Raw genomic sequence first — 23,412 nt, forward strand, 5'->3', positions numbered from 1 at the left:
CCTTTCGATTCGAATGGGGGGTGGGGCGAGCAGGAAGAGCAGGTCAGGAACGCACTTCGAGGAGCGGGACGAGCTGTTCGACGGGGGTCATCGAGCCGTGCATGCCGACCATCGCGGACTCGTGCGGCTCCTGGACGGAGGCGGTGACCACGACGTCGTCGTGGGCGGCCGCGACCACATCGCCGATCCGGCCGTACACCCGCTCGTCGACCTGCGGGCCGAACCAGCCGGCCGCGATCGCCTCGTCCCGGCTCGCCACCCAGAACTGTTCGCCGAGCACCTCCTGCCAGACGGTCAGCACGTCGGCCTCGGCGCCCGGGACGGCGTACACATGACGGGCCCGGCCCTCACCGCCGAGCAGGGCGACGCCCGCGCGCAGCTCCCAGTCCTCGTCGAAGTCGATCCGGGACTGTTCGTCGAACGGAATGTCGATCATGCCGTGGTCCGCGGTGATGTACAGGGCGGAGCGGGGCGGCAGTTGTTCGGCGAGGCGCTGCACCAGACCGTCCACATACATCAGCTGGCCGCGCCAGGCATCGGAGTCGATGCCGAAGCGGTGCCCCTTGCCGTCGATCTCGCTGTAGTACGTGTAGACGAGCGACCGGTCACCGGCGGCGAGCCGGTCCGCGGCCAGGTCCATCCGCTCCTCGCCGGTGAGCCTGCCGTGGAACGTGCCGCCGCTGAGCGCGATCTTGGTGAGCGGGGTGTGCTGGAAGGTCGGGGCGGAGACCTGCGCGGTCTGCACGCCCGCCTCGTCCGCGAGCCGGAAGACGGTGGGATACGGCTGCCAGACCTCCGGCGGGGTCCAGGGCTTCCAGCGGAGCTGGTTCATCAGCTCGCCGGTCTCCGGATTGCGGGCGGTGTAGCCGGGAAGACCGTGTGCGCCGGGCGGCAGCCCCGTACCGACCGAGGCGAGCGAGGTCGCCGTGGTCGCCGGGAAGCCCGCCGTGATCGGACGGCCGGTGCCGCCGCGCGAGGTGGGGAGCAGCGAGTGCAGATACGGGGCCTCGTCCGGGTGGGACTTGATCTGCTCCCAGCCGAGACCGTCTATCAGGAAGACGCAGTTCCGGTCGGCGGGGGTGAGCTCGGGGATCGCCGCCGTGAAACCGGGCACGCCCTGGCCGGCGACCAGCGTCGGCAGCAGATCGGCGAGCGAGCCACTGCCGTACTCGGGGACGGGCGCCGTGTCGAGGGGGAGCAGAACGGGGTCCTGCCAGGCCGGCTGGGCCATCAGCGGCCGGTCGCTGCGGTCGCGGTCGCAGCCGCGGCCGTCGCCTCGGAGAGCGACTGGGCGAAGGCGAGGGTCTGGCGCACCGTGTCGGGGCCGTCGCCGGCCTCGCTGACACGCAGGCTCAGATCGTCGGCGGTGGAGCTGCCGGTGTAGCCGTGGTCCGCCTCGCAGTTGGGGTCACCGCAGGCGGCGGGCTCCAGGTCGATCCGGGAGACCGCACCCCAGCCGATGGTGAGGACGACCTCGCGGGGCAGCGTCCCCGGCACATACTTCTCGGGGTTGGCCACGACACGGCTGACCACGACCGACGAGATCCGGTCGAGCTTGACCGACTCGGTGGAGGTGGTGGCGTACGGCGACGGGGAGCTGGTGTCGGCGTTCTGCTCGTCGGTGTGGCTGACGATGAAACGGTTGTCGGTCAGAACCAGGACCGTGACGTGCCTGCGCACCTCGTTGGAGTCGAAAGTGGTCTCCTGGTGCACCAGGTACGACGCGACCGGCTCACCGCCCACGGCGGCCTCCACCGCCTCGGCCACAAGGGCCGGGTAGTAGCCGCTGCGCTCGATCGCCGCGCGCAGCCCCTGGGTCGTCGTACCGGTCTTCGCCATACGCACCATCCTACGGGGGGTGGATGGCTGCCGGGGACGCTGCGCGAAAGGGCCAGGGGCGGGCCGGCCAGTGTCTTCAGTAGTTGGGGAGGCGGCGAGGGCCCAGGTCGGTGCGGGCGGGGGGCGGCGCCAGCCGGACGCTCGCACCGAGCACGGTCAGGCCCTGGGTGGCGACCACGACCGGTTCCAGTGCGACGGAGACCACCTCGGGGTGGTCGTCGACGAGCCGGGACACCCGCAGCAGCAGCTCTTCGAGCGCCGCCGTGTCGACCGGCGCCGAGCCGCGCCAGCCGAAGAGGACCGGGGCTGCCCGAATGGACCGGATGAGCTCGGCGGCGTCGCGGTCGGTGGCCGGTACGAGGCGGTGGGCGGTGTCGCCGAGGAGCTCGGAGGGCGCGCCGGCCAGCCCGAAGGAGAGGACGGCACCCGCGGCCGGGTCGATCGTGGCCCGTACGACGGTGTCCACGCCGCGCGGTGCCATGGACTGGACGACGGGCTGGAGCTCGGTGGGCTTGCCGAGCAGGTCGGTCAGCTCGCCGTAGGCCCGGCGCAGCGCGGTCTCGTTGGCAACGTCCAGCCGGACGCCGCCGAGGTCGGCGCGGTGACGCAGATGCGGTGCGGTGGTCTTGAGCGCGACCGGATAGCCGAGCCGAGCCGCCGCGGCGACGGCGGCGTCCGGGTCGGGGGCCGGGAGCGTCGGTCGTACGGTGATGCCGTAGCGGCCCAGCAGTTCGCACGCCTCGTCGTGACTGAGGGGGCGGCCGCGCGGGTCGGGGTCGGGCCCGAGGAGCGCGTCGATGCGCGCGGCGGCGCCGGCCTCGTCGATGGTGTCGTCGAGGAACTCGGGCACCTTCCCCGGCACGGCGGCCTGCCGCCGCCACTGGGCGTACTTCACGGCCTCGGCCAGAGCCCGCACGGCACGCTCGGCGGCGGGGTATGCGGGGATGCGGCCGAGGGTGGGGACGGCGGGGGTGTCGCCCGGGCCCGTGTCGGACCGCTGCTGCGTGAGCTGGTCGCCGGGCGCGGCCTGGGCGGTGGGCGGGACGGCTCGATCGGCCGGCGCAGCCGAAGCGTCCGGGGCAGCCGGCGCGGATACACGCACCACCCGTGGCACCGCGGCCGTGCTCGTGGCGGCGGCGAGCGCCTCGGCCAGGCCGCCGATCTCCACATGGACGACGGCCACCGGCTTGGCCGGGCCCGTGGCCGCGGCGGTGCGCAGGGCGGCTGCCAGGACCTCACCGTCACCCGATTCCGCTTCGCCGTTCTCCCCCACCCAGGGGATCGCCGTCACGACCACCGCGTCGCAGTTCCTGTCGGCGAGGGCCTCGGCCAGCGCGTCCCGGAAGTCCTGCGGGGTGGCCGCCGTGGTGAGGTCGCGGGGCGGGCGCGGGCGCAGCCCCTCGGCGAGGCAGGCGTCGTACGTGAGGAGGCCGAGGGACTCGGAGTTGCCGAGGATCGCGACCCGCGGGCCTTCCGGGAGGGGCTGGTCGGCGAGGAGCAGGCCCGCGTCGACCATCTCCGTCACCGTGTCGACGCGGATCACGCCCGCCTGCCGCATGAGTGCGGAGACCGTCGCGTCCGGGATCCGGCTGACCGGTACCGCATGGCCCGGTGGGGTGCTGCCGCTGTGCCGGGCGCCCTTCACCACGACCACAGGCTTCACCGCCGCGGTGCGTCGGGCGAGGCGGGTGAACTTGCGCGGGTTGCCGAGCGATTCGAGGTACAGCAGGGCGACGTCCGTGTCCGGGTCCTCGTACCAGTACTGGAGGAAGTCGTTGCCCGAGATGTCGGCGCGGTTGCCCGCGGAGATGAACGTGGACAGACCCGCGCCGCGCCGGTAGAGCCCGGAGAGCAGCGCGATGCCGATGGCGCCGGACTGCGTGAACAGGCCGATGCGTCCGGGCGCCGGCGATTCGGGGGCGAGGGAGGCGTTCAGCCGTACGGCGTCGGAGTTGTTGATGAGGCCGAAGGCGTTCGGGCCGATGATGCGCATGCCGTACGAGCGGGCCTGGCGCACCAGTTCGCGCTGTCGTTCCCTGCCCTCGGCCCCCCACTCGGCGTATCCGGCGGAGAGGACGACGAGGCCCTGGACGCCGTGCTCGCCGCAGTCGGTGACGGCCTCCGGGACCCGGTCGGCGGGCACGGCGACGACCGCGAGGTCGACCGGTTCGCTGATCTCGCCGATGGAGCGGTGGGCGGGGACACCGTCGATCGTGGCCTGGTCCGCGGCGAACGCGCTGTTCACCGCGTACGTGCGGCCGGTGAATCCGGCGGCGAGGAGGTTACGCAGGACCGTGCGGCCCACCCCGCCGGGGTTGCGGCCGGTGCCGACGACGGCGACGGAACCCGGCGCGATCAGCCGCTGCACCGACCGCGCCTCGGCCCGCTGCTCACGGGCGCGCTGGACGGCGAGGGACTCGGCGGTCGGTTCGAGGTCGAGGGTGAGGTGGACGGCGCCGTCCTCGAAGCTGCGCTGCTGGGTGTATCCGGCGTCCCGGAACACCTTGATCATCTTGTTGTTGGCGGGCAGCACCTCGGCGGCGAAGCGCCGGATGCCGCGCTCGCGGGCCACTGCGGCGATGTGTTCCAGCAGCGCCGACGCCACGCCGCGGCCCTGGTGGGCGTCCTGGACGAGGAAGGCGACCTCGGCCTCGTCGGCGGGGGCGGAGGCGGGCCGGCCGGTCGCGTCGATCCGGTCGTAGCGGACGGTGGCGATGAACTCGCCGCCGATCGTGACGGCGAGACCCACCCGGTCGACGTAGTCGTGATGGGTGAAGCGGTGCACGTCCTTGGCGGAGAGCCGCGGATAAGGGGCGAAGAACCGGTAGTACTTCGACTCGTCAGAAACCTGCTCGTAGAAGCTGACCAGTCGCTCGGCGTCGTCCGTGGTGATGGGCCTGATCCGGGCCGTCCCACCGTCGCGGAGCACCACGTCCGCTTCCCAGTGGTCGGGGTACGCGTGATGCGGACTCTGCTCCGGCGTGGGCTGCATGGGCAAAGCCTACGGCTCGGTCAGCGGTCGCGTACGGCTCGGGGCCGGGGCAGTCTGAGAGGGCCGATCGGCCTTGCGGCACGGGCTGCGGCACCGGGTCGCTGGTCGGCCGGAACATCGCGCACCACATGAGAGACTGGTCTAGACAACCATTGATTCGTGAAGGGCAGAACCATGGCTGAGCGCCGCGTCAATGTCGGTTGGACCGAGGGCCTGCACGCCCGCCCCGCTTCCATCTTCGTCCGTGCCGCCACGGCGTCGGGCGTCCCCGTGACGATCTCCAAGGCCGACGGCAGCCCGGTGAACGCCGCTTCCATGCTCGCGGTGCTCGGCCTCGGCGCGCAGGGCGGCGAGGAGATCGTGCTCTCGTCCGCGGCGGACGACTCCGAGGCGGCGCTCGACCGACTGGCGAGGCTGGTCGAGGAGGGGCTCGACGAGCTCCCGGAGACCGTCTGATTCCGGATTTCCCCGGCCCGTTCCAGCCGGACGTATTTCTGCGGCAGAGCCGCGGCGCCTTTGACCGGGGCCGCGGCTCTTTCGTTTTCGCGAACCATACCGATTCCAGGCCCACCCCAGTCAGCTTCCGCAGTTTCCGGAGTTATCGGGCAGCCGAAACAAAGCCCCTCCGAATTACATCTCTTTGTATACGGCGCATGTGTTAATGACGGCCGCTCGCGGTGTTTACGGCATGTTGCGAAGTTCTCACCCGGCCGGGCCGCGGCGGGGCGGACTCACGGCCCGGGGTGCGGTCCGCGCGCCGCAATCGGTGCGCGGCGGTGGCGCGCTCGGCGTGCTGCGCGGCCAGCGCTCTGGCCCGTTCCGCGTCACCACGCGCGACTGCGTCCACGATGGCCCCGTGCTCCGCCCAGGAATCGGTGGGGCGGGCCGGCTGCTCGACCGCGTACATCCAGGCGATCTTGTGCCGGAGCTGGGTGAGCAACGCGATGAGCCCGGGGCTGCCGGAGGCCTGGGCGAGCGTCTCGTGGAACCAGCCACCCAGCGAGCGCAGATCCTCGCCCTCGCCCCGCCTGGCCCGCTCCTGACCCAGCCTGACCAGACCGCGGAGGACTTTGAGGTGTGCCTCGGTGCGGCGCTGCGCGGCGCGGGCCGCACCCAGTGGCTCCAGCAGCATCCGGACCTCCAGCAGGTCGGCGGCCTCCTGCTCGGTGGGCTCGGCGACACAGGCTCCGGCGTGCCGGCGGGTGACCACGAAACCCTCGGACTCCAGGGTGCGCAGCGCTTCCCGTACCGGGACACGGGACACCCCGTAACGGCGTGCGAGCAGTTCCTCGGTGAGTCTGCTGCCGCGTTCGAAGACACCGGAGACGATGTCGTCACGGATTGCCGTGCATACCGAATGCGCCGGAATGCGCATGTCCGAACCTCCGCCTTAATCCCCGCGAAACGCGGCCGATCGACGCCTGTTCTGTGACTCTATTGCAATGCGGCTGCATTTCCGACGTCGAGTCGAAATCCATGAATATCTTTTGGTCCGAAGACGGTTCGGCAAGCGCCTCCGGCGGGGCCGGTCCGGGTACACCGAAGGCCCCGGCGGGAAGCCGGGGCCTTGGGGGGTGCTGCGTCGGTCAGACGTTGACGCCGTGGGCGCGCAGGTACGCGACGGGGTCCATGTCGGAGCCGTACGACGGCGTGGTCCTGGCCTCGAAGTGGAGGTGCGGTCCGGTGGAGTTGCCGGTCGAGCCGGAGAAACCGATGCGCTGGCCCGCGCCGACGCTCTGGCCGACCGACACGCCGATCGACGAGAGGTGGCCGTACTGGGTGTACGTGCCGTCCGTCATCCGGAGCACGATGTTGTTGCCGTACGCGCCGCCCCAGCCGGCCTCGACGACCGTGCCGGCGCCGACGGCGACGACGGAGCTGCCGGAGGGGGCGTGGAAGTCGATGCCCGAGTGGCGGCCGGAGGACCAGAGGGAGCCGCTGGACTTGTAGCCGGTGGTGACGTACGAACCGGCGATCGGGAGCTGGAAGGCGCCGAGGCGGGTGCGCTCGGCGGAACGGGCGGCGCGCGCCTTCGCCTCGCGGGCCGCCTTGTCGCGGGCTTCGGCCTTGGCCTCGGCTGCCGCCTTGGCGTTCGCTTCGGCCTTCGCCTTGGCAGCGGCCTTGGCCTTGGCGGCCGCCTTCGCCTTGGCGGCGACCTCGGCCTGGCGCTTCTGCACGTCGGCCTGGGTGGCCACCTGCTCGGCGAGGGTGCCCTCGATGGCGATGACCTGGTTCAGGCCGGTCTCGTTGACGGAGGGGGCTTCGGTACCGGCGGCGAGCGCCGGAGAGGCCAGCCCACCGATGACGCCGGTGGTGGCCAGAGCTGCGATGCCGGCTATCTGCGCGCTCTTGCGCGTCAGACGGTTCGGGGCACGGTGCTTCCCGGTGGGGCGGGTGAACGCCATGAGGTGGCTGGTCCTTTCCTTCCTTCTCGCCTACCGGGTTAGCTGACGGGTTCGGAGCAGGAAGGTCTCCTACGGATCCGCGAGCCCCACAAGAGGCGCGCAGGCATCCGATTCACCCCAGGGACTGCGTGGGTCCCCGGCTCCCCAGGCTCGCGCCTGACGGGGACTCGGCGATAGCTGTCCGGCGCCGCGGATGCGGCATACGGGTGACGGACAGCGCTGCCGACGCTAAGCGGGGGGACTTTCATTCACCAAACGGACAGGGCGTTTTGTAGCGCATCCCACAGGGCATACGCGCACCTATCTGACAAATCAGACAAAAGGGAAGACCCCGACGAGAAGCCACTCGCAGGGGTCCCCCTCTGTCCCGATATGCGGTTATTTGATACGTCAGCCCGTAACGACCGACACCTCTCCGATGCCCAGCGCCCGGACCGGCTCCTCGATCTGCGCGGCGTCGCCGACGAGGATCGTGACCAGACGGTCCACCGGGAAGGCGCTGACCACCGCCGCGGTCGCCTCGACCGTGCCGGTCTCGGCGAGGCGGGCGTACAGCTGCGCCTGGTAGTCATCCGGGAGGTGCTGCTCGACCTGGTCGGCGAGCGTGCCCGCGACAGAGGCCGCCGTCTCGAACTTCAGCGGGGCGACACCCACGAGGTTCTGCACGGCCGTCTCGCGCTCGGCATCGGTCAGGCCCTCGGCCGCCAGCGTCCGCAGGACCGTCCACAGGTCGCCGAGCGCCGGGCCGGTGGATTCCGTGTCCACCGAGCCGCTGATGGCCAGCATCGCGGCGCCCGTCGCCCCGGAGGCGGAGTCCGGCGCCGACGACCGCAGGACCTGCGCGAAGGCCCGTACGCCGTAGGTGTAGCCCTTCTCCTCGCGCAGCACCCGGTCCAGCCGGGAGGTGAGCGTGCCGCCCAGGCAGTACGTGCCGAGGACCTGGGCCGGCCACACGCTGTCGTGCCGGTCGGCTCCGATGCGGCCGATCAGCAACTGGGTCTGCACGGCTCCTGGACGGTCGACGATGACCACTCGGCCGGTGTCGTCGGCGGTGATCGGCGGGACCGGCCGGGGCTCGGCGCTGTTCCCGGACCAGTCGCCGACGGTGTCGGCGAGCAACGCCTCCAGGTCGATGCCCGTGAGGTCACCGACGACCACGGCGGTCGCGGTGGAAGGGCGGACATGGGCCTCGTAGAAGCTGCGGACGGCCGCGGAGTCGATCCGCTCCACCGTCTCCTCGGTGCCCTGGCGCGGGCGCGACATCCGCGCGGTGGCCGGGAAGAGCTCCTTGGAGAGCTGCTTGGCGGCGCGGCGGGCCGGGTTGGCCTGCTCGTGCGGGATCTCGTCGAGCCGGTTGCGTACCAGCCGCTCGACCTCGCTGTCGGAGAACGCCGGTGCCCGCAGCGCCTCGGCGACCAGACCGAGCGCCTTGGCCAGCCGGGAGGCCGGGACCTCGAGGGAGACCCGGACGCCGGGGTGGTCGGCGTGCGCGTCGAGGGTGGCCCCGCAGCGCTCCAGCTCGGCTGCGAACTCCTCCGCGGAGTGCTTGTCGGTGCCCTCGGACAGCGCCCGCGCCATGATCGTGGCCACGCCGTCGAGGCCCTCGGGCTCGGCGTCCAGCGGGGCGTCGAGGTAGATCTCGACCGCGACGACCTGCTGGCCGGGGCGGTGGCAGCGCAGCACCGTGAGCCCGTTGGGCAGGGCGCCGCGCTCGGGGGCAGGGAAGGCCCAGGGCCTGGCCGTGCCCGGGGTCGGCTGCGGGTGGTACTCCATCGATACTCCAGTCGCGGCAGCGTCGGTCACTTGTCCGCCCCTTCGTGCGCGTCGGTGTCGGCGTCCGTCTCGTCGGCGGCCGCCCCATCGGTGGACTCGGCCGGCTCGACCGGCTCGTAGACGAGCACCGCCCGGTTGTCGGGGTGAAGCTGGGCCCTGGCAGCCGCCTGGACCTCTTCCGCGGTGACGTCGAGCACCCGCTGGACGGCGGTCAGGGCGAGCTGCGGGTCACCGAACAGCACGGCGAACCGGCACAGTTCGTCGGCGCGGCCCGCCACAGTACCGAGCCGGTCCAGCCACTCGCGCTCCAACTGGGCCTGGGCGCGCTCCATTTCCTCGGGCGTCGGGCCCTCGGCCGCGAACCGGGCCAGCTCCTCGTCGACCGCGGTCTCGATCTGCGCCACCTCGACCCCGCCGGACGTCTTCACGTCCAGCCAGCCGAGCGAGGGCGCACCGGCGAGCCGCAGCAGCCCGAATCCGGCCGCCACGGCCGTCCGGTCGCGGCGGACCAGGCGGTTGTGCAGCCGGGAGGACTCGCCACCGCCCAGCACGGTCAGCGCGAGGTCGGCGGCGTCGCACTCCCGGGTGCCGTCGTGCGGCAGCCGGTAGGCGGCCATCAGCGCCCGCGCCGGGACCTCCTCACGGACCTCTTCACGCAGTTGCTCGCCGATGGTCTCGGGGAGCGCGCCGTCGCGCGGCGGCTGCTTGCCGTCGTGGGACGGGATGGAGCCGAAGTACTTCTCGATCCAGGCGAGCGTCTGCTCGGAGTCGATGTCGCCGACCACGGACAGCACCGCGTTGTTGGGCGCGTAGTACGTACGGAAGAAGGTGCGTGCGTCCTCGAGCGTCGCTGCGTCCAGGTCGGCCATCGAGCCGATCGGGGTGTGGTGGTACGGGTGGCCCTCCGGGTAGACGAGGGCGGTCAGCTTCTCGAACGCCGTGCCGTACGGCACGTTGTCGTAGCGCTGACGGCGCTCGTTCTTGACGACGTCCCGCTGGTTCTCCATGGACTCGTCGTCGAGCGCGGCGAGCAGTGAGCCCATCCGGTCGGCCTCGAGCCACAGGGCCAGCTCCAGCTGGTGCGTGGGCATCGTCTCGAAGTAGTTGGTCCGTTCGAAGCTGGTGGTCCCGTTGAGGGAGCCGCCCGCCCCCTGCACCAGTTCGAAGTGTCCGTTCCCCTTGACCTGTCCGGAGCCCTGGAACATCAGGTGCTCGAAGAGGTGCGCCAGACCCGTGCGCCCCTTGACCTCGTGGCGCGAACCGACGTCGTACCAGAGGCACACCGCGGCGACCGGGGTCAGATGGTCCTCGGAGAGCACCACGCGCAGGCCGTTGGCCAGACGGTGCTCGGTCGCTGTCAAGCCGCCGGAGCCGGCCTGGGCTGTGGCCGTGTGACCCATGGGCATGTACGTCCCTTCGATCGCGATACTGGATTTCCTGCGAGACCTGCCACTGTAAGCAAGCGGACGGACACCTGGCGAAGTTCCCGTGCCGTGGAAGTTCGCGGGAAAGAGCGCCGGATGGCCCCTGAGGGCTGTCCCGTAATCCCTGGCGGCCGCACGACGACAGCTGAGGCACCTCGCCACGTTGCCGGAACGCCCGAATACGACCGGTATGAGGACACCCCTCCGCCTTCCGATGCACCGCATCCGACGCCGCGCACTGATCCACCAGGGATTACGGGACAGCCCTTAGAGACGGGTCGAGGTCGGGGTTGTCAGTGCGGCGGTCCACAATGGTCCGCGTCAGAACCAGAGGTTGCCCGAACAGATCTGTGAAGGAGTCGCAGCAGCGATGGCCCGCCGCAGTACGAAGACCCCGCCGCCGGACGACTTCGAGGAGAAGATCCTCGACATCGACGTCGTCGACGAAATGCAGGGCTCCTTCCTCGAGTACGCCTACTCGGTGATCTACTCACGGGCCCTGCCGGACGCCCGCGACGGCATGAAGCCGGTGCACCGCCGCATCGTGTACCAGATGAACGAGATGGGGCTGCGACCCGACCGCGGCTATGTGAAGTGTGCCCGCGTCGTCGGCGAGGTCATGGGCAAGTTGCACCCGCACGGCGACGCGTCGATCTACGACGCGCTGGTGCGGATGGCCCAGCCGTTCTCGATGCGGCTCCCCCTCGTCGACGGACACGGCAACTTCGGCTCGCTCGGAAACGACGACCCGCCGGCCGCCATGCGGTACACCGAGTGCCGGATGGCCGACGCCACGTCGCTGATGACGGAGTCGATCGACGAGGACACCGTCGGATTTCAGTCGAACTACGACGGTCAGGAGCAGGAGCCGCTTGTCCTCCCGGCCGCGTATCCGAACCTCCTGGTCAACGGCTCGTCCGGGATCGCGGTCGGCATGGCGACCAATATGCCGCCGCACAACCTGGGCGAGGTCATCGCCGCCGCCCGCCATCTCATCAAGCATCCGGGTGCGGACCTGGAGACCCTGATGCGGTTCGTTCCCGGTCCGGACCTGCCGACCGGGGGCCGGATCGTGGGCCTCGGCGGCATCAAGGACGCGTACGCGGCCGGCCGCGGCACGTTCAAGATCCGTGCGACCGTCTCCGTGGAGAATGCCACGGCGCGCCGCAAGGGTCTGGTCGTCACCGAACTGCCGTTCACCGTCGGCCCGGAGAAGGTGATCGCCAAGATCAAGGACCTGGTCTCGGCGAAGAAGCTCCAGGGCATCGCCGACGTCAAGGACCTCACCGACCGCGAGCACGGCCTGCGCCTGGTCATCGAGGTCAAGAACGGCTTCGTGCCCGAGGCCGTACTGGAGCAGCTCTACAAGCTGACGCCGATGGAGGAGTCCTTCGGCATCAACAATGTGGCGCTGGTCGACGGGCAGCCGCTCACGCTGGGCCTCAAGGAGCTCCTCGAGGTCTATCTCGACCACCGCTTCGACGTGGTGCGCCGCCGCAGCGAGTTCCGCCGGACCAAGCGTCGCGACCGGCTCCATCTGGTCGAGGGCCTGCTCGTCGCGCTGATCGACATCGACGAGGTCATCCGGCTCATCCGGTCCAGTGACAATTCGGCGCAGGCGAAGGAGCGGCTCATCGAGCACTTCTCGCTGAGCGCGATCCAGACGCAGTACATCCTGGACACCCCGCTGCGCCGGCTGACCCGGTTCGACCGGATCGAGCTGGAGAGCGAGCGGGACCGGCTCAACACCGAGATCGACGAGCTGACCGCGATCCTCGAATCGGACACCGAGCTGCGCAAGCTGGTCTCCACCGAACTGGCCGCGGTCGCCAAGAAGTTCGGCACCGACCGGCGTACGGTGCTGCTGGAGTCGGCCGGTGCCCAGGTCGCTGCGGTGCCGCTGGAGGTCGCGGACGACCCGTGCCGGGTGCTGCTCTCCTCGACCGGTCTGCTGGCCCGTACGGCCACCGGCGACCCGATCGCGTTCGACGAGGACGCCAAGCGGGCCAAGCACGATGTGATCGTGTCGGCCGTGCCGGCGACGGCGCGCGGCGACGTGGGTGTGGTGACGTCCACCGGGCGGTTGCTGCGGCTCGCGGTGATCGACCTGCCGCAGCTCCCGGACACGCACGCGGCGCCCAATCTCTCGGGCGGGGCGATGGTTTCGGAGTTCCTCACGCTGGACAACGACGAGGAAGTCATCTGCCTCACCACGCTCGACGAGTCCTCCCCCGGCCTGGCGATCGGCACCCTGCAGGGGGTCGTCAAGCGGGTGGTGCCGGACTACCCGGCCAACAAGGACGAGTTGGAGGTCATCACTCTCAAGGAGGGTGACCGGATCGTCGGCGCCGCCGAACTGCGTACCGGCGAGGAGGACCTGGTCTTCATCACGTCCGACGCGCAGCTGCTGCGCTACCCGGCGGCGCAGGTGCGGCCGCAGGGCCGGCAGGCCGGCGGCATGGCGGGGGTGAAGCTGGCGACGGGCGCCGAGGTGCTCTCGTTCGGCGCGGTGGATCCGGCGGTGGACGCGATGGTGTTCACGGTGGCGGGCTCGCACGGCACGCTGGACGACTCGGTGCTGACGGCGAAACTCACACCGTTCGACCAGTATCCGCGCAAGGGCCGGGCCACCGGTGGGGTGCGCTGTCAGCGGTTCCTCAAGGGTGAGGACGTCCTGGTGTTCGCCTGGGCGGGCGCGTTGCCGGCGCGGGCGGCGCAGACGAACGGCACGCCGACGGAGCTGCCGGAGCCGGATCCGCGGCGCGACGGTTCGGGTACGCCGCTGGCCAAGCCGGTCGCGGTGATCGCCGGACCGGTGTAGCCGGCCGCCCGGCCCCGGCGGCCGGGCGGTGCCAGGCCGATGGGCTACGCGTCGTCGACCGGCTGTTGTACGTACCGCAGGACGCCCCACATGCTCTGCTCATGTGCGGCGTCCTGCGGCGTGTCCGGGGACATTGCCTCGTGCGGGGCGGTGTCCGGCGCAGCAGGTGCGGAGTTCTCGCAGCAGTCGGTCAGTTCCTTGTGCAGGGTCTCCGGGTCGATGCCGGAGCCGATCAGCACGAGCTGGGTGAGACGCGGTTCGTCGCGCTTCCAGGGCCTGGGGCCGAACCGCAGGAATCTGCCGACGGCATGCAGCGCATACGTGTTGCCGCGGTCGCCCGCGCCGAAGTCGACGAACCCCTTGATCCGGTAGAGGCCCTCGGGCCGGGAGTCGAGAAACTCCATCAGTCGGCGGGGGTTCATGGGCACGTCGGAGGTGAAGGAGACACTCTCGTACGCGGCGTGCAGATGCCCCGCGTGTGCCTCGGCGTCCCCTTCCGCCCCCTCCTCCAGCAGGAGGTCCTCGAAGGTGAGCTGACGCATCCTCTCCTCACCGTCCGGCCGCAGCGCCGGGTCGAAGAGCAGCTCCGGGTCGATGCGCCCGTACGTGGCGGAGATGACGGCCGCCCCGCTGCCGGTCGCCGCGACGGCCTTGCGGATGCGGCTCTGTTCCTCGTCCTCGATCCGGTCGGTCTTGTTCAGCACGACCAGATCGGCGACGCCGAGATGGCGCTCGATCTCCGGATGGCGCCCCCGGGTGGCATCGAATTCGGCGGCGTCGACGACCTCGATCAGTCCCCCGTACACGATGTGCGGGTTGTCGCTGGCCAGCAGCATCCTTACGAGCTCCTGGGGTTCGGCGAGTCCGCTCGCCTCGATGACGATCACATCGAGGCGGGCGGCGGGCCGGGTGAGCGTCTCCAGGAAGGTGTCGAGTTCGCTCGCGTCGACGGCACAGCACAGGCAGCCGTTGCCCAGTGAGACGGTCGAGCCGACCTGGCCCGAGACCGTCATGGCATCGATCTCGATGGAGCCGAAATCGTTGACGATCACGCCGATCCTGTTCCCCGCACGGTGGCGCAGGAGGTGGTTGAGCAGAGTCGTCTTGCCGGATCCCAGGAACCCGGCCAGGACGATGACCGGGATCTGCTGCTTACGGGGCGGGGACGACGGGTTCAACGGGGGCCTTCCTAAGGGAAACGTCAGGGCGCCGGGACCGGCTGGGGAGGCGTCGGACCGATGTAGCGGGCCGCCGGACGGATGATCTTGGAGTCCTCCGCCTGCTCCAGGATATTGGCGCTCCAGCCGACCACCCGCGCCGCGCAGAAGGTCGGCGTGAACATCTCGCGCGGCAGCCCGCACAGCTCCATGACGACCCCGGCGTAGAACTCCACGTTGGTGTGCAGCTCACGCCCGGGCTTGAGCTCGGCGAGGATCGCCTCGACCTGGCGCTCGACCTCGACGGCGAAGTCGACGAGCGGGCAGCCGAAGCCCTGGGCGATCCCGCGCAGCATGCGTGAGCGCGGGTCCTCGGTTCGGTACACGGGGTGGCCGAAGCCCATGATCCGCTCGCCCGCGAGCACGCGCTCGCGGATCCAGCTGTCGATGCGGTCGGGGGTGCCGATCGCGTCCAGGGTGTCGAGCGCGCGGCTGGGAGCTCCGCCGTGCAGCGGGCCGGAGAGCGCGCCGACGGCCGCCACCAGGCAGGCGGCGATGTCCGCGCCGGTGGAGGCGACGACCCGGCCGGTGAAGGTCGAGGCGTTGAAGCCGTGATCGACGGTGGAGATCAGATACTGCTCGACGGCCCTCACACGGGCGGTGTCCGCCTCGGAACCGGTGAGCATGTAGAGGTAGTTGGCGGCGTACGGCAGATCGTCGCGCGGCTCGACCGGTTCGAGGCCCTGGCCGAGCCGGTACAGGGCGGTCAGCACGGTGGGGACGGCCGCGCAGGCAGCCAGCGCGTCGCTGCGGCGCCGGTCGGCGTCGATGTCGTACACCGGGCGGAAGCCGGCCGAGGCGCCGAGCAGCGACAGTGCGGTGCGCAGCCCCGCGAGCGGGCCGGAGACCGCGCCCGCACGGGCTATCGCCGGCAGGGCACCTCGCACCTCCGGGGGCAGTCGGCGCATGGCAGCGGTGCGCGAGGCAAAGTCGGCGCCGGCGGCCGGACCGGGCAGCTCGCCGTGGAACATCAGGTACCAGACGTCCTCGAAGCTGCGGGTCTGTGCGAGCTCGATCGCCGAGTACTGCCGGTAGTGGTAGAAGCCCTCGCGTCCCCGGACGTCTCCGAGAGCGGTGTCCGTGACGACGACGCCCGCGAGGCCTCGGGGTACGGCGAGCGGGGTTCCGTTGGTCATGGTCGGCATTTCTTCCTCCGCGAGCTTCACTGTGCAGGACCATCAATATTGATTCGACTGTCTATGCTTGACTTCAATCCTGTCAATGTTGATTGAATCAATATGGATACGGTGAGCACCATGAGGGATCAAGCAGCACCCGACGACCGCGCCGACGCGCGTGCGGAGCAGCTCACGACGCGCGAGACGGCCGAGCGCCTGGGCGTGAAGCCCGAGACGGTGTACGCGTATGTCAGCCGGGGTCAGCTGAGCAGCAGACGCGCCCCCGGTGGCCGCGGCAGTACGTTCGACGCCGCGGAGGTCGATGCACTGGTACGGCGTACGGGACGGAGAGAACCCTCCACCGCCGGCGGTGACCTGGTGTTCCGTACCGGCATCACGCTGATCGAGACCGACCGGTACTACTTCCGGGGTGTCGACGCGACCGAGCTGACCACGCACTACTCCTACGAGGAGATCGCCGAATGGCTGTGGACCGGCGACCTCCGGCCCGGCATCCGCTTCACCGCGCCTGCCGAGGCCCTGGCCGCGGCACGCCGGACCGTCGGTGCGCTGCCCGCGCACAGCGGGTCGACGGACCGGCTGCGGGTGGCCGTGGTCGCCGCGGCGGCGGCCGATCCGCTGCGCTTCGACCTCTCGCGCGAGGCCGTGCTCGGCAGCGCACGGAGCCTGATCCCGACCCTGGTCGACGCGCTACCGACCGCTGTCGGTGCACCTGCGACGGCCGACAGCGAGGCGGCTTCGCACCCACCCGGGCTGGCGCACCGTCTCTGGCCGAAACTCACCGCCCGACCGGCCGACGCGCCTTCACTTGCCGCACTGGACACGGCTCTCGGCCTGCTGATCGACCACGATCTGGCCGCCTCGACACTGGCCGCGCGGGTCGCCGCATCCGCCCGCGCCCATCCGTACGCGGTGGTCTCCGCGGGCCTCGGTGTCCTGGAGGGCCCCCTGCACGGCGCCGCCAGCAGCCTGGCCCACAGGATGCTGACCGAGGTCCTGGAGCGGGGCAGTGCGACCCCGGTGGTCGCGGACCATCTCCGTACCGGGCGTCAGGTGCCAGGACTCGGACACCGGCTCTACACCGCCGAGGATCCGCGCGCACGGACGCTGTTCGCCAGGCTCGCGGAGGTCCCGCAGGCGGCGCCCGCGCTGGCCGCGGCGCGCGACGTGGTCACGACGACCGCGCGCCACACCCCCCTGCACGCCAACGTCGACCTGGCGCTGGCCGTGCTCTCCGTCGCCTCCGGCATGTCGGCGGAGGCGGGTGAGACGGTGTTCGCGGTGTCCCGTACTGCGGGCTGGATCGCCCATGCGCTGGAGGAGTACGGGGAACGTCCGCTGCGGATGCGGCCCAGCGGCCAGTACGGAGGCCCCCGCCCACCGCAGTCACTGCCCGCCCCGGGATCGGTCGCCACGGACGGAGATCATCCGCAATAGGCGGACCAAGGGGCGTAAAATATCGACAATCAGCCGGAAATGTCCCGCGGGGGCTGCGCGGTGGACCCCCGCACCACCAGTTCCGGTTCGAAGAGCAGCTCGTCCGACGGCACGGTACGGCCCCCGATCTGAAGGGCGAGCAGCTCGACGGCGGCGCGCCCCATGGCCTCGATCGGCTGACGGACCGTGGTCAGCGGCGGCTCGGTGCAGTTCATGAAGGCGGAGTCGTCGTACCCCACGACCGAGACGTCGGCGGGCACGGAGAGACCGCGGCGGCGGGCCGCACGCACCGCCCCGAGAGCGAGCGGGTCGCTCGCGCAGATGATGCCGGTGACGCCCCGGTCCAGCAGGCGCATGGCGGCGGCCTGTCCGCCCTCCAGCGAGAACATGGCCCGTGCCACCCACTCGTCCGGCACGGTGGTGCCGGCCTCCTCCGCCAGCGCCCGGGCGGCGGCCAGCTTGCGCTGCGAGGGCACATGGTCGGCGGGGCCGAGCACCAGGCCGATGCGCTCGTGACCGAGCGAGACGAGATGGCGCCAGGCCTGCTCGACGGCGACGGAGTCGTCGCAGGAGACACCGGGGAAGCCGAGGTGGGCAATGGCCGCGTTGATCAGCACCACCGGGATCTTGCGGTCGGCCAGCACCCTGTAGTGATCGTGTGCGGCGTCGGCCTGATGGTAGAGCCCGCCCGCGAAGACCACTCCGGACACCTGCTGCTGCAGAAGCAGCTCCACATAGTCGGCCTCGGAGACGCCGCCCTTGGTCTGGGTGCACAGCACAGGAGTCAGACCCTGCTGTGCCAGCGCACCGCCGACGACTTCGGCGAAGGCCGGGAAGATCGGGTTCTGCAGCTCGGGCAGGACCAGACCGACCAGCCTTGCCCGCTCGCCCCGCAGCTGGGTCGGACGCTCGTAACCGAGGACGTCGAGCGCGGAGAGCACGGCCTTCCGGGTGGCATCGGAGACGCCGGGCTTACCGTTGAGCACCCGGCTGACCGTGGCCTCGCTGACTCCCACCTTCTGTGCCACTTGAGCAAGTCGTCGCGTCATACACGCAAGATTAGCGCAAGAAACGCAAGCGGGTTGCGTGGAGTTGGAAACAACAAAAATTTCGGAAAGCGCCGGTATGCCCTTTACCTTCGTACGATGAGCGCCCCACCGCCCACCCCCCGGAGGCCGCGACGGCTCGGCTGGCCGCAGCGGGTCTTCTCCCAGGTGCTGCTGATACAACTCGCCATTGCCACCGGCGTCACCGTACTCGCCACCGGCCTCTTTCTGGCACCCCTCAGCGCACAGCTCGACGACGAGGCGATGCACCGTGCGCTCGCCATCGCGCAGAGCACGGCGGCCCAGCCGCAGATCACCGAGTCGCTGCTCACGACGGCCCCGGCCCCCGGTGGGCCCGTGCAGTCGGCGGCCGAGCGGATCCGGCGGTCCACCGGCGCCGAGTACGTCGTCGTCATGGACCGGCGCGGGGTTCGCTGGTCGCACACCGACGCCGACCGGATCGGCAAGGTCGTCTCCACCGACCCCAGTGAAGCGCTCGCGGGCGACCAGGTCATGGAGATCGACAGCGGCACGCTCGGCCGCTCGGCCCGTGGCAAGGTGCCGCTCCGCGACGAGTCCGGCCACATCGTCGGGGCGGTCTCGGTCGGTATCGCGTACGACAGTGTCCGCGCCCGCCTCCTGGCGGCGATCCCCGGGCTGCTCGCCTACGCCGGCGGGGCGCTGGCCGTCGGGGCGCTCGCCTCCTATCTGATCTCCCGTCGTATCCAGCGGCAGACCCAGGACCTTGCCTTCTCCGATATCTCCGCGCTGCTGGCCGAACGCGAGGCAATGCTGCACAGCATCCGGGAAGGGGTGGTCGCGCTCGACCGGACAGGACGCATCCGACTGCTGAACGACGAGGCGCAGCGGCTGCTCGGGCTCGGCCCCGGTGCCGCGGGCCGCCCGCTCGACGAGGTGCTCGGCCGCGGGCGGACGGCCGATGTGCTGGCCGGCCGGGTGGTCGGCGACGATCTGCTGACCGTACGGGGCAACCGGGTGCTGCTCGCCAACCGGATGCCGACCGACGACGGGGGCGCGGTCGCCACCCTCCGCGACCGCACCGAACTCGAGCATCTCGGCCGAGAACTCGACTCCACCCGCGGTCTCATCGACGCCCTGCGCGCGCAGGACCACGAACACGCCAACCGGCTGCACACGCTCCTGGGACTGCTGGAGCTGGAGATGCACGAGGACGCGATGGAGTTCGTCACGGAGGTCGTCGGCGGCCACCGGGCCACTGCCGAGCAGGTCACCGAGAAGGTTCACGACCCGCTGCTGGCGGCCCTGCTGGTCGGCAAGGCGACGGTCGCGGCGGAGCGCGGCGTCTCCCTGCGGATGGCGCCCGGCACTCTGCTCCCGGACCGTCTGGTGGATTCGCGCGGGCTCGTCACCGCCGTCGGCAATCTCGTCGACAACGCCCTGGACGCGGCGGCCGGGTCGGACGGTGCCGTGATCGAGGTGGGGCTGCGGACGGACGGCCGTACGGTGGTGCTGCAGGTCCGCGACAGCGGAAAGGGCGTCCCTCCCGAGCAGCATGAATCGATCTTTACTGAGGGCTGGTCGACCAAGGAGCTCCCGGCGCACGGGAAACGCGGTCTGGGTCTCGCACTGGTACGGCGGCTGGCCGAACGACAGGGCGGCAGCGCCACCGTCGGCTCGGCGCCGGGGGGCGGCGCCGAGTTCACCGTCGTACTGCCGGAGGCCCTCACCGAACCGGGGCTGACGGCGACAGCCGTTCCGGAGCCGAGCACCGCAGGAGAAGATCAGTGATCGAGGTCCTGGTCGTCGACGACGACATCCGGGTTACGCAGGTCAACGCAGCCTATGTCTCCAGAGTGCCCGGATTCCGGGTGGCTGCGCAGGCGCACAGCGCCGCCGCGGCCCTCGCAGCGGTCGAGTCACAGCACGTGGACCTCGTCCTGCTGGACCACTACATGCCCGACCGGAACGGCCTGACGGTGGTACGGGAGCTGCGCAGGCTCGGCCACCGCACCGACGTGATCATGGTTACGGCGGCGCGCGACGTCGCGACCGTCCAGGAGGCCATGCGCCACGGTGCGCTCCAGTACCTGGTGAAGCCGTTCACGTACGCGGGGCTGCGTACCAAGCTGGAGGCGTACGCGGCGCTCCACCACACCCTGGAGGGCGGCGGCGAGGCCGAACAGGGTGACGTGGACCGGCTCTTCGGCGCCCTGTGGGCCGCGGGCGAACCCGGTCTGCCCAAGGGGCACTCGCCGACGACGGCGGAGCTGGTCCGCCAGGCGCTCCGGGGCGCCGACGGGCCGCTCTCCGCGCAGGAGATCGCGGAGAGTGCCGGGATGAGCCGGCAGACGGCGCAGCGCTATCTGAAGCTGCTGGAGCGAACGGGCAGGGTGCGGCTGACGCTGCGGTACGGCGAGACGGGCCGCCCGGAGCACCGCTACACCTGGGCCACCGGCTCCTGAGGGGCCGCCCGGCTCTGGAAGCACGTCCGGCCCACACCGCACCGGTTCCTGAGACACCTACGGCTACACGGCACCGGCTCCGGTCAGCGCCCGGACCTCGGTCTCCGCGTACTTGGCGGCATCCGGTGGCTCGACCGAGGTGACCGTGCCGATCCAGCCGGCCAGGAAACCGAGCGGGATGGAGACCAGGCCGGGGTTCTCCAACGGGAAGAGCTGGAAATCCACTCCGGGGAAGAGCGAGGTGGGGCTGCCGGAGACGACCGGGGAGAGCAGTACGAGCAGCACCGCGGGGATCAGCCCTCCGTAGACCGACCAGACCGCCCCTCGCGTGGTGAAGTTCCGCCAGAACAGCGAGTACAGCAGCACCGGCAGATTGGCCGAAGCGGCGACGGCGAAGGCGAGCGCCACCAGGAACGCCACGTTCAGATTCTGCGCGACCAGACCGAGCGCAATGGCGGCCACCCCGATCCCGGCAGCTGCGACCCGGGCCACGGTGACCTCACTGTGCTGCTTCCAGCCCGGACGCCTGAGCGAGGCATAGAGGTCGTGGGCCACGGAGGCCGACGAGGCGAGCGTGATCCCGGCGACGACGGCGAGGATGGTCGCGAAGGCCACGGCGGCGACCACGGCGAACAGAATCGTTCCCCCGGTGGAGCCTTCGCCGCCGCCGAGCACCAGCGCCAGCAGCGGAACGGCCGTGTTCCCGGAGGGGTTCGATGCCCGGACATCCGCCGAACCGACCAACGCCGCCGCGCCGAACCCGAGCACGATCGTCATCAGGTAGAAGCTTCCGATGAGGCCGATCGACCAGACGACCGAGCGGCGGGCCGCGCGGGCGGTGGGCACCGTGTAGAAACGCGACAGGATGTGCGGCAGCCCCGCCGTGCCCAGCACCAGGGCAAGGCCCAGGCTGATGAAGTCGAAGCGCGCGGTCCAGCTCCCGCCGTACTTGAGGCCGGGCGAGAGGAACTCCAGCCCGTGGCCGCTCCGTTCGGCGGCGGAATTGAGCAGCGTGTTGACATTGCCGTGGAAGTGGACCAGCACGAGCACGGTCAGCACGCTCGCGCCCACCATCAGCAGAACGGCCTTGACGATCTGGATCCAGGTCGTGGCGCGCATCCCGCCGAGGGACACATAGATCACCATGAGCGCTCCGACCCCGATGACGGTCCAGGAGCGGGCGGCACCACCGGTGCCGCCGAGAAGCAGAGCGACCAGGCTGCCCGCACCCACCATCTGCGCCACCAGGTAGAGCACGGAGACGGTGACGGAGGAGGTACCCGCCGCGATCCGGACCGGACGTTCCGCCATCCTGGCCGCCACCACATCGGCCAGGGTGAACCGGCCGCAGTTGCGGACAAGTTCGGCGACGAGCAGCAGGACGACGAGCCAGGCGACGAGGAATCCGACCGAGTAGAGCATGCCGTCGTAACCGAACAGGGCGATCAGGCCGGAGATGCCGAGGAAGGACGCGGCGGACATGTAGTCGCCGGCGATGGCAAAACCGTTCTCCATGGGGGAGAACAGTCGGCCGCCCGCATAGAACTCCTCCGCCGATCCGTGCCGGTTGCGGCTCACCCAGGTGGTGATGGCGAGCGTCACTGCAACGAACGCGCTGAACAGCAGCAGCGCCAGGGTCTGGTGGTTCCCGATCAACGCCCGATCCCCCGCGTCATTTCCTGAGTGTCCCAGCGCAGATCGAGCGCGGCCCGGTCCCTGCGCAGCCGCGCATGACGTGCGTACGCCCCGGTGAGCAGGAACGTCGTGAGGAACTGTCCGAGCCCCGCGACCATCGCCACATTGACCGCGCCGGCCACCGGACGGGCCATCAGCCCGGGTGCGGTGATCGCTGTGACGACGTAGGCGAGGTACCAGACGAGGAAGGCGAGGGTGGCGGGGACGACGAACCGCCGGTACCTGCGACGTACTTCCTGGAAGGCCTCGCTGCGCTGCACCTCCAGATAGATGTCGGCCGCGCTGTGGCCACGTTGTGGCGGCACGGAACCGGGTGGCCCGGCCGGCACGAAGCCGCCCGTGCCGTCCAGCTCGCCCCAACCGGAAGCCAGCGCGTCGTACCACGGGTCGTCGAGTCGCATCGCTGCGGCCTCGCTCCCTGCTTCCTTCTCCACCGAACAACTCCCCTGGTCCACGGACCACTTCGGCCGCGTACCCAAGAATGGACAGATCGGGAAGTTCCCGGGCACGTCATTTGCCGCACTTCACCTCATCAGGTGAAGGATGTCCCGGGCGGGCGTGCGAGTCCGCGAACATACGCATAGCGCACGGCCTGTGCCCTGTCGCGCACTCCGGCCTTGGCGAAGAGATTGTTGATGTGGCTCTTCACGGTGGCCTGCGAGATGTGCAGCTTGCGGGCGATCTCCGGGTTGGACAGTCCCTCGGCGATCAGGACGAGCACTTCCGCCTCGCGGGGCGTGAGGCCGTCGGGCAGTTGTTGCTCGGCGGCCGGCGGACCGGCCGGCGCGGGTGCCGTGGTGACCCGCTCCAACAACCGCCGCTGCACCGCGGGCGAGAGTCCGGCCTCGCCCGACAGCACAGCCTGGATGGCCCGCACGATCTCGTCGCCCCCGGCGTCCTTGGTGAGATATCCGCGAGCCCCCGCCTGCAGTGCGGGGAAGAGCGAGTCGTCGTCCGCGAACGTCGTGAGCACCACCACCTGAGTGTTCGGGTACTCCTTGCGGATACGCCGCGTCGCCTCCACCCCGTCGCAACGCGGCATGCGGAGGTCCATCAGAACCACATCCGGAGCCTGCTCCGCGACGAGCGCGACGGACTCTTCCCCCGTCCCTCGCCTATACCACCACCTCGACCCCTGGCGCCCCAGCAGCATCACGAATCCCTCACGCACCACCGACTG

General features: G+C 70.7%; 18 protein-coding genes and 1 riboswitch. Of the genes, 5 read left to right on the forward strand and 13 right to left on the reverse strand.

Annotated features, from left to right (window positions below):
- Nucleotides 1-43: 43 nt before the first annotated feature.
- From OHA03_RS04410 to OHA03_RS04420, 3 genes are all read right to left on the reverse strand, one after another.
- Nucleotides 44-1,231 (reverse strand): alkaline phosphatase family protein, encoded by a 1,188-nt coding sequence (locus tag OHA03_RS04410; protein WP_267000934.1) that lies wholly within the window; start codon nt 1,229-1,231, stop codon nt 44-46.
- Nucleotides 1,231-1,839, reverse strand: coding sequence for a DUF5998 family protein (locus tag OHA03_RS04415; RefSeq protein ID WP_030927223.1), 609 nt, complete (start codon nt 1,837-1,839; stop codon nt 1,231-1,233). The genes OHA03_RS04410 and OHA03_RS04415 overlap by 1 nt, the downstream gene beginning before the upstream one ends.
- A gap of 76 nt (nt 1,840-1,915) precedes the next feature.
- Nucleotides 1,916-4,831, reverse strand: coding sequence for a bifunctional GNAT family N-acetyltransferase/acetate--CoA ligase family protein (locus OHA03_RS04420; RefSeq protein ID WP_267000936.1), 2,916 nt, complete (start codon nt 4,829-4,831; stop codon nt 1,916-1,918).
- A 174-nt stretch (nt 4,832-5,005) separates the two neighbouring features.
- Here OHA03_RS04420 and OHA03_RS04425 point away from each other — a divergent pair, with 174 nt between their 5' ends.
- Nucleotides 5,006-5,287, forward strand: coding sequence for an HPr family phosphocarrier protein (locus OHA03_RS04425; RefSeq protein ID WP_267000938.1), 282 nt, complete (start codon nt 5,006-5,008; stop codon nt 5,285-5,287).
- Between the two features lie 202 nt (nt 5,288-5,489).
- On the opposite strand, the gene OHA03_RS04430 is transcribed toward OHA03_RS04425, so the two are convergent.
- The 4 genes from OHA03_RS04430 to OHA03_RS04445 all read right to left on the reverse strand — a co-directional run bounded on the left by OHA03_RS04430 (nt 5,490) and on the right by OHA03_RS04445 (nt 10,415).
- Nucleotides 5,490-6,206, reverse strand: a complete 717-nt coding sequence (locus OHA03_RS04430; protein WP_267000940.1) for a GntR family transcriptional regulator — start codon at nt 6,204-6,206, stop codon at nt 5,490-5,492.
- Nucleotides 6,207-6,417: 211 nt separating this feature from the next.
- Nucleotides 6,418-7,236, reverse strand: a complete 819-nt coding sequence (locus tag OHA03_RS04435) for a M23 family metallopeptidase (protein ID WP_267000942.1) — start codon at nt 7,234-7,236, stop codon at nt 6,418-6,420.
- A 12-nt stretch (nt 7,237-7,248) separates the two neighbouring features.
- Nucleotides 7,249-7,419: riboswitch (cyclic di-AMP (ydaO/yuaA leader) on the reverse strand.
- Nucleotides 7,420-7,626: 207 nt separating this feature from the next.
- Nucleotides 7,627-9,009 carry a pitrilysin family protein gene (locus OHA03_RS04440; RefSeq protein WP_267007926.1) on the reverse strand — a complete coding sequence of 461 codons (1,383 nt, stop codon included), beginning with the start codon at nt 9,007-9,009 and terminating at the stop codon, nt 7,627-7,629.
- A gap of 26 nt (nt 9,010-9,035) precedes the next feature.
- Nucleotides 9,036-10,415 (reverse strand): pitrilysin family protein, encoded by a 1,380-nt coding sequence (locus OHA03_RS04445; RefSeq protein WP_267000944.1) that lies wholly within the window; start codon nt 10,413-10,415, stop codon nt 9,036-9,038.
- Between the two features lie 388 nt (nt 10,416-10,803).
- Between OHA03_RS04445 and OHA03_RS04450 the strand changes: the two genes are divergently transcribed.
- Nucleotides 10,804-13,254, forward strand: coding sequence for a DNA topoisomerase (ATP-hydrolyzing) subunit A (locus OHA03_RS04450; RefSeq protein WP_267000947.1), 2,451 nt, complete (start codon nt 10,804-10,806; stop codon nt 13,252-13,254).
- A 44-nt stretch (nt 13,255-13,298) separates the two neighbouring features.
- Here OHA03_RS04450 and OHA03_RS04455 read toward each other — a convergent pair whose 3' ends face one another.
- Both OHA03_RS04455 and OHA03_RS04460 read right to left on the reverse strand, forming a co-directional pair.
- Nucleotides 13,299-14,432 (reverse strand): GTP-binding protein, encoded by a 1,134-nt coding sequence (locus tag OHA03_RS04455; protein WP_267000949.1) that lies wholly within the window; start codon nt 14,430-14,432, stop codon nt 13,299-13,301.
- A gap of 23 nt (nt 14,433-14,455) precedes the next feature.
- On the reverse strand, nt 14,456-15,607 hold the full coding sequence (locus tag OHA03_RS04460; protein ID WP_267000951.1) for a citrate synthase/methylcitrate synthase: 1,152 nt from the start codon (nt 15,605-15,607) through the stop codon (nt 14,456-14,458).
- 120 nt (nt 15,608-15,727) lie between these two features.
- Between OHA03_RS04460 and OHA03_RS04465 the strand changes: the two genes are divergently transcribed.
- Nucleotides 15,728-17,047 (forward strand): citrate synthase, encoded by a 1,320-nt coding sequence (locus OHA03_RS04465; protein WP_267000953.1) that lies wholly within the window; start codon nt 15,728-15,730, stop codon nt 17,045-17,047.
- A 29-nt stretch (nt 17,048-17,076) separates the two neighbouring features.
- On the opposite strand, the gene OHA03_RS04470 is transcribed toward OHA03_RS04465, so the two are convergent.
- Nucleotides 17,077-18,096, reverse strand: coding sequence for a LacI family DNA-binding transcriptional regulator (locus OHA03_RS04470; RefSeq protein WP_267000955.1), 1,020 nt, complete (start codon nt 18,094-18,096; stop codon nt 17,077-17,079).
- A gap of 96 nt (nt 18,097-18,192) precedes the next feature.
- Here OHA03_RS04470 and OHA03_RS04475 point away from each other — a divergent pair, with 96 nt between their 5' ends.
- Nucleotides 18,193-19,863 (forward strand): sensor histidine kinase, encoded by a 1,671-nt coding sequence (locus tag OHA03_RS04475; protein ID WP_267000957.1) that lies wholly within the window; start codon nt 18,193-18,195, stop codon nt 19,861-19,863.
- The gene (locus tag OHA03_RS04480; protein WP_267000959.1) at nt 19,860-20,537 is read left to right on the forward strand and encodes a response regulator; all 678 of its coding nucleotides are present in this window, start codon (nt 19,860-19,862) and stop codon (nt 20,535-20,537) included. Before OHA03_RS04475 ends, OHA03_RS04480 begins: the two co-directional genes overlap by 4 nt.
- A gap of 63 nt (nt 20,538-20,600) precedes the next feature.
- Here the strand turns inward: OHA03_RS04480 and OHA03_RS04485 are convergent, their stop codons facing one another.
- The 3 genes from OHA03_RS04485 to OHA03_RS04495 all read right to left on the reverse strand — a co-directional run bounded on the left by OHA03_RS04485 (nt 20,601) and on the right by OHA03_RS04495 (nt 23,406).
- Complete coding sequence (locus tag OHA03_RS04485; RefSeq protein WP_267000961.1) at nt 20,601-22,193, reverse strand: cation acetate symporter; 1,593 nt, start codon at nt 22,191-22,193, stop codon at nt 20,601-20,603.
- Complete coding sequence (locus OHA03_RS04490) at nt 22,190-22,633, reverse strand: DUF485 domain-containing protein (RefSeq protein ID WP_267007927.1); 444 nt, start codon at nt 22,631-22,633, stop codon at nt 22,190-22,192. Before OHA03_RS04490 ends, OHA03_RS04485 begins: the two co-directional genes overlap by 4 nt.
- A 131-nt stretch (nt 22,634-22,764) precedes the next feature.
- Nucleotides 22,765-23,406, reverse strand: coding sequence for a response regulator transcription factor (locus OHA03_RS04495; RefSeq protein WP_267000963.1), 642 nt, complete (start codon nt 23,404-23,406; stop codon nt 22,765-22,767).
- Between the last annotated feature and the right edge of the window lie 6 nt (nt 23,407-23,412).

The organism is Streptomyces sp. NBC_00154, assembly GCF_026342835.1.
Classification (GTDB): domain Bacteria; phylum Actinomycetota; class Actinomycetes; order Streptomycetales; family Streptomycetaceae; genus Streptomyces.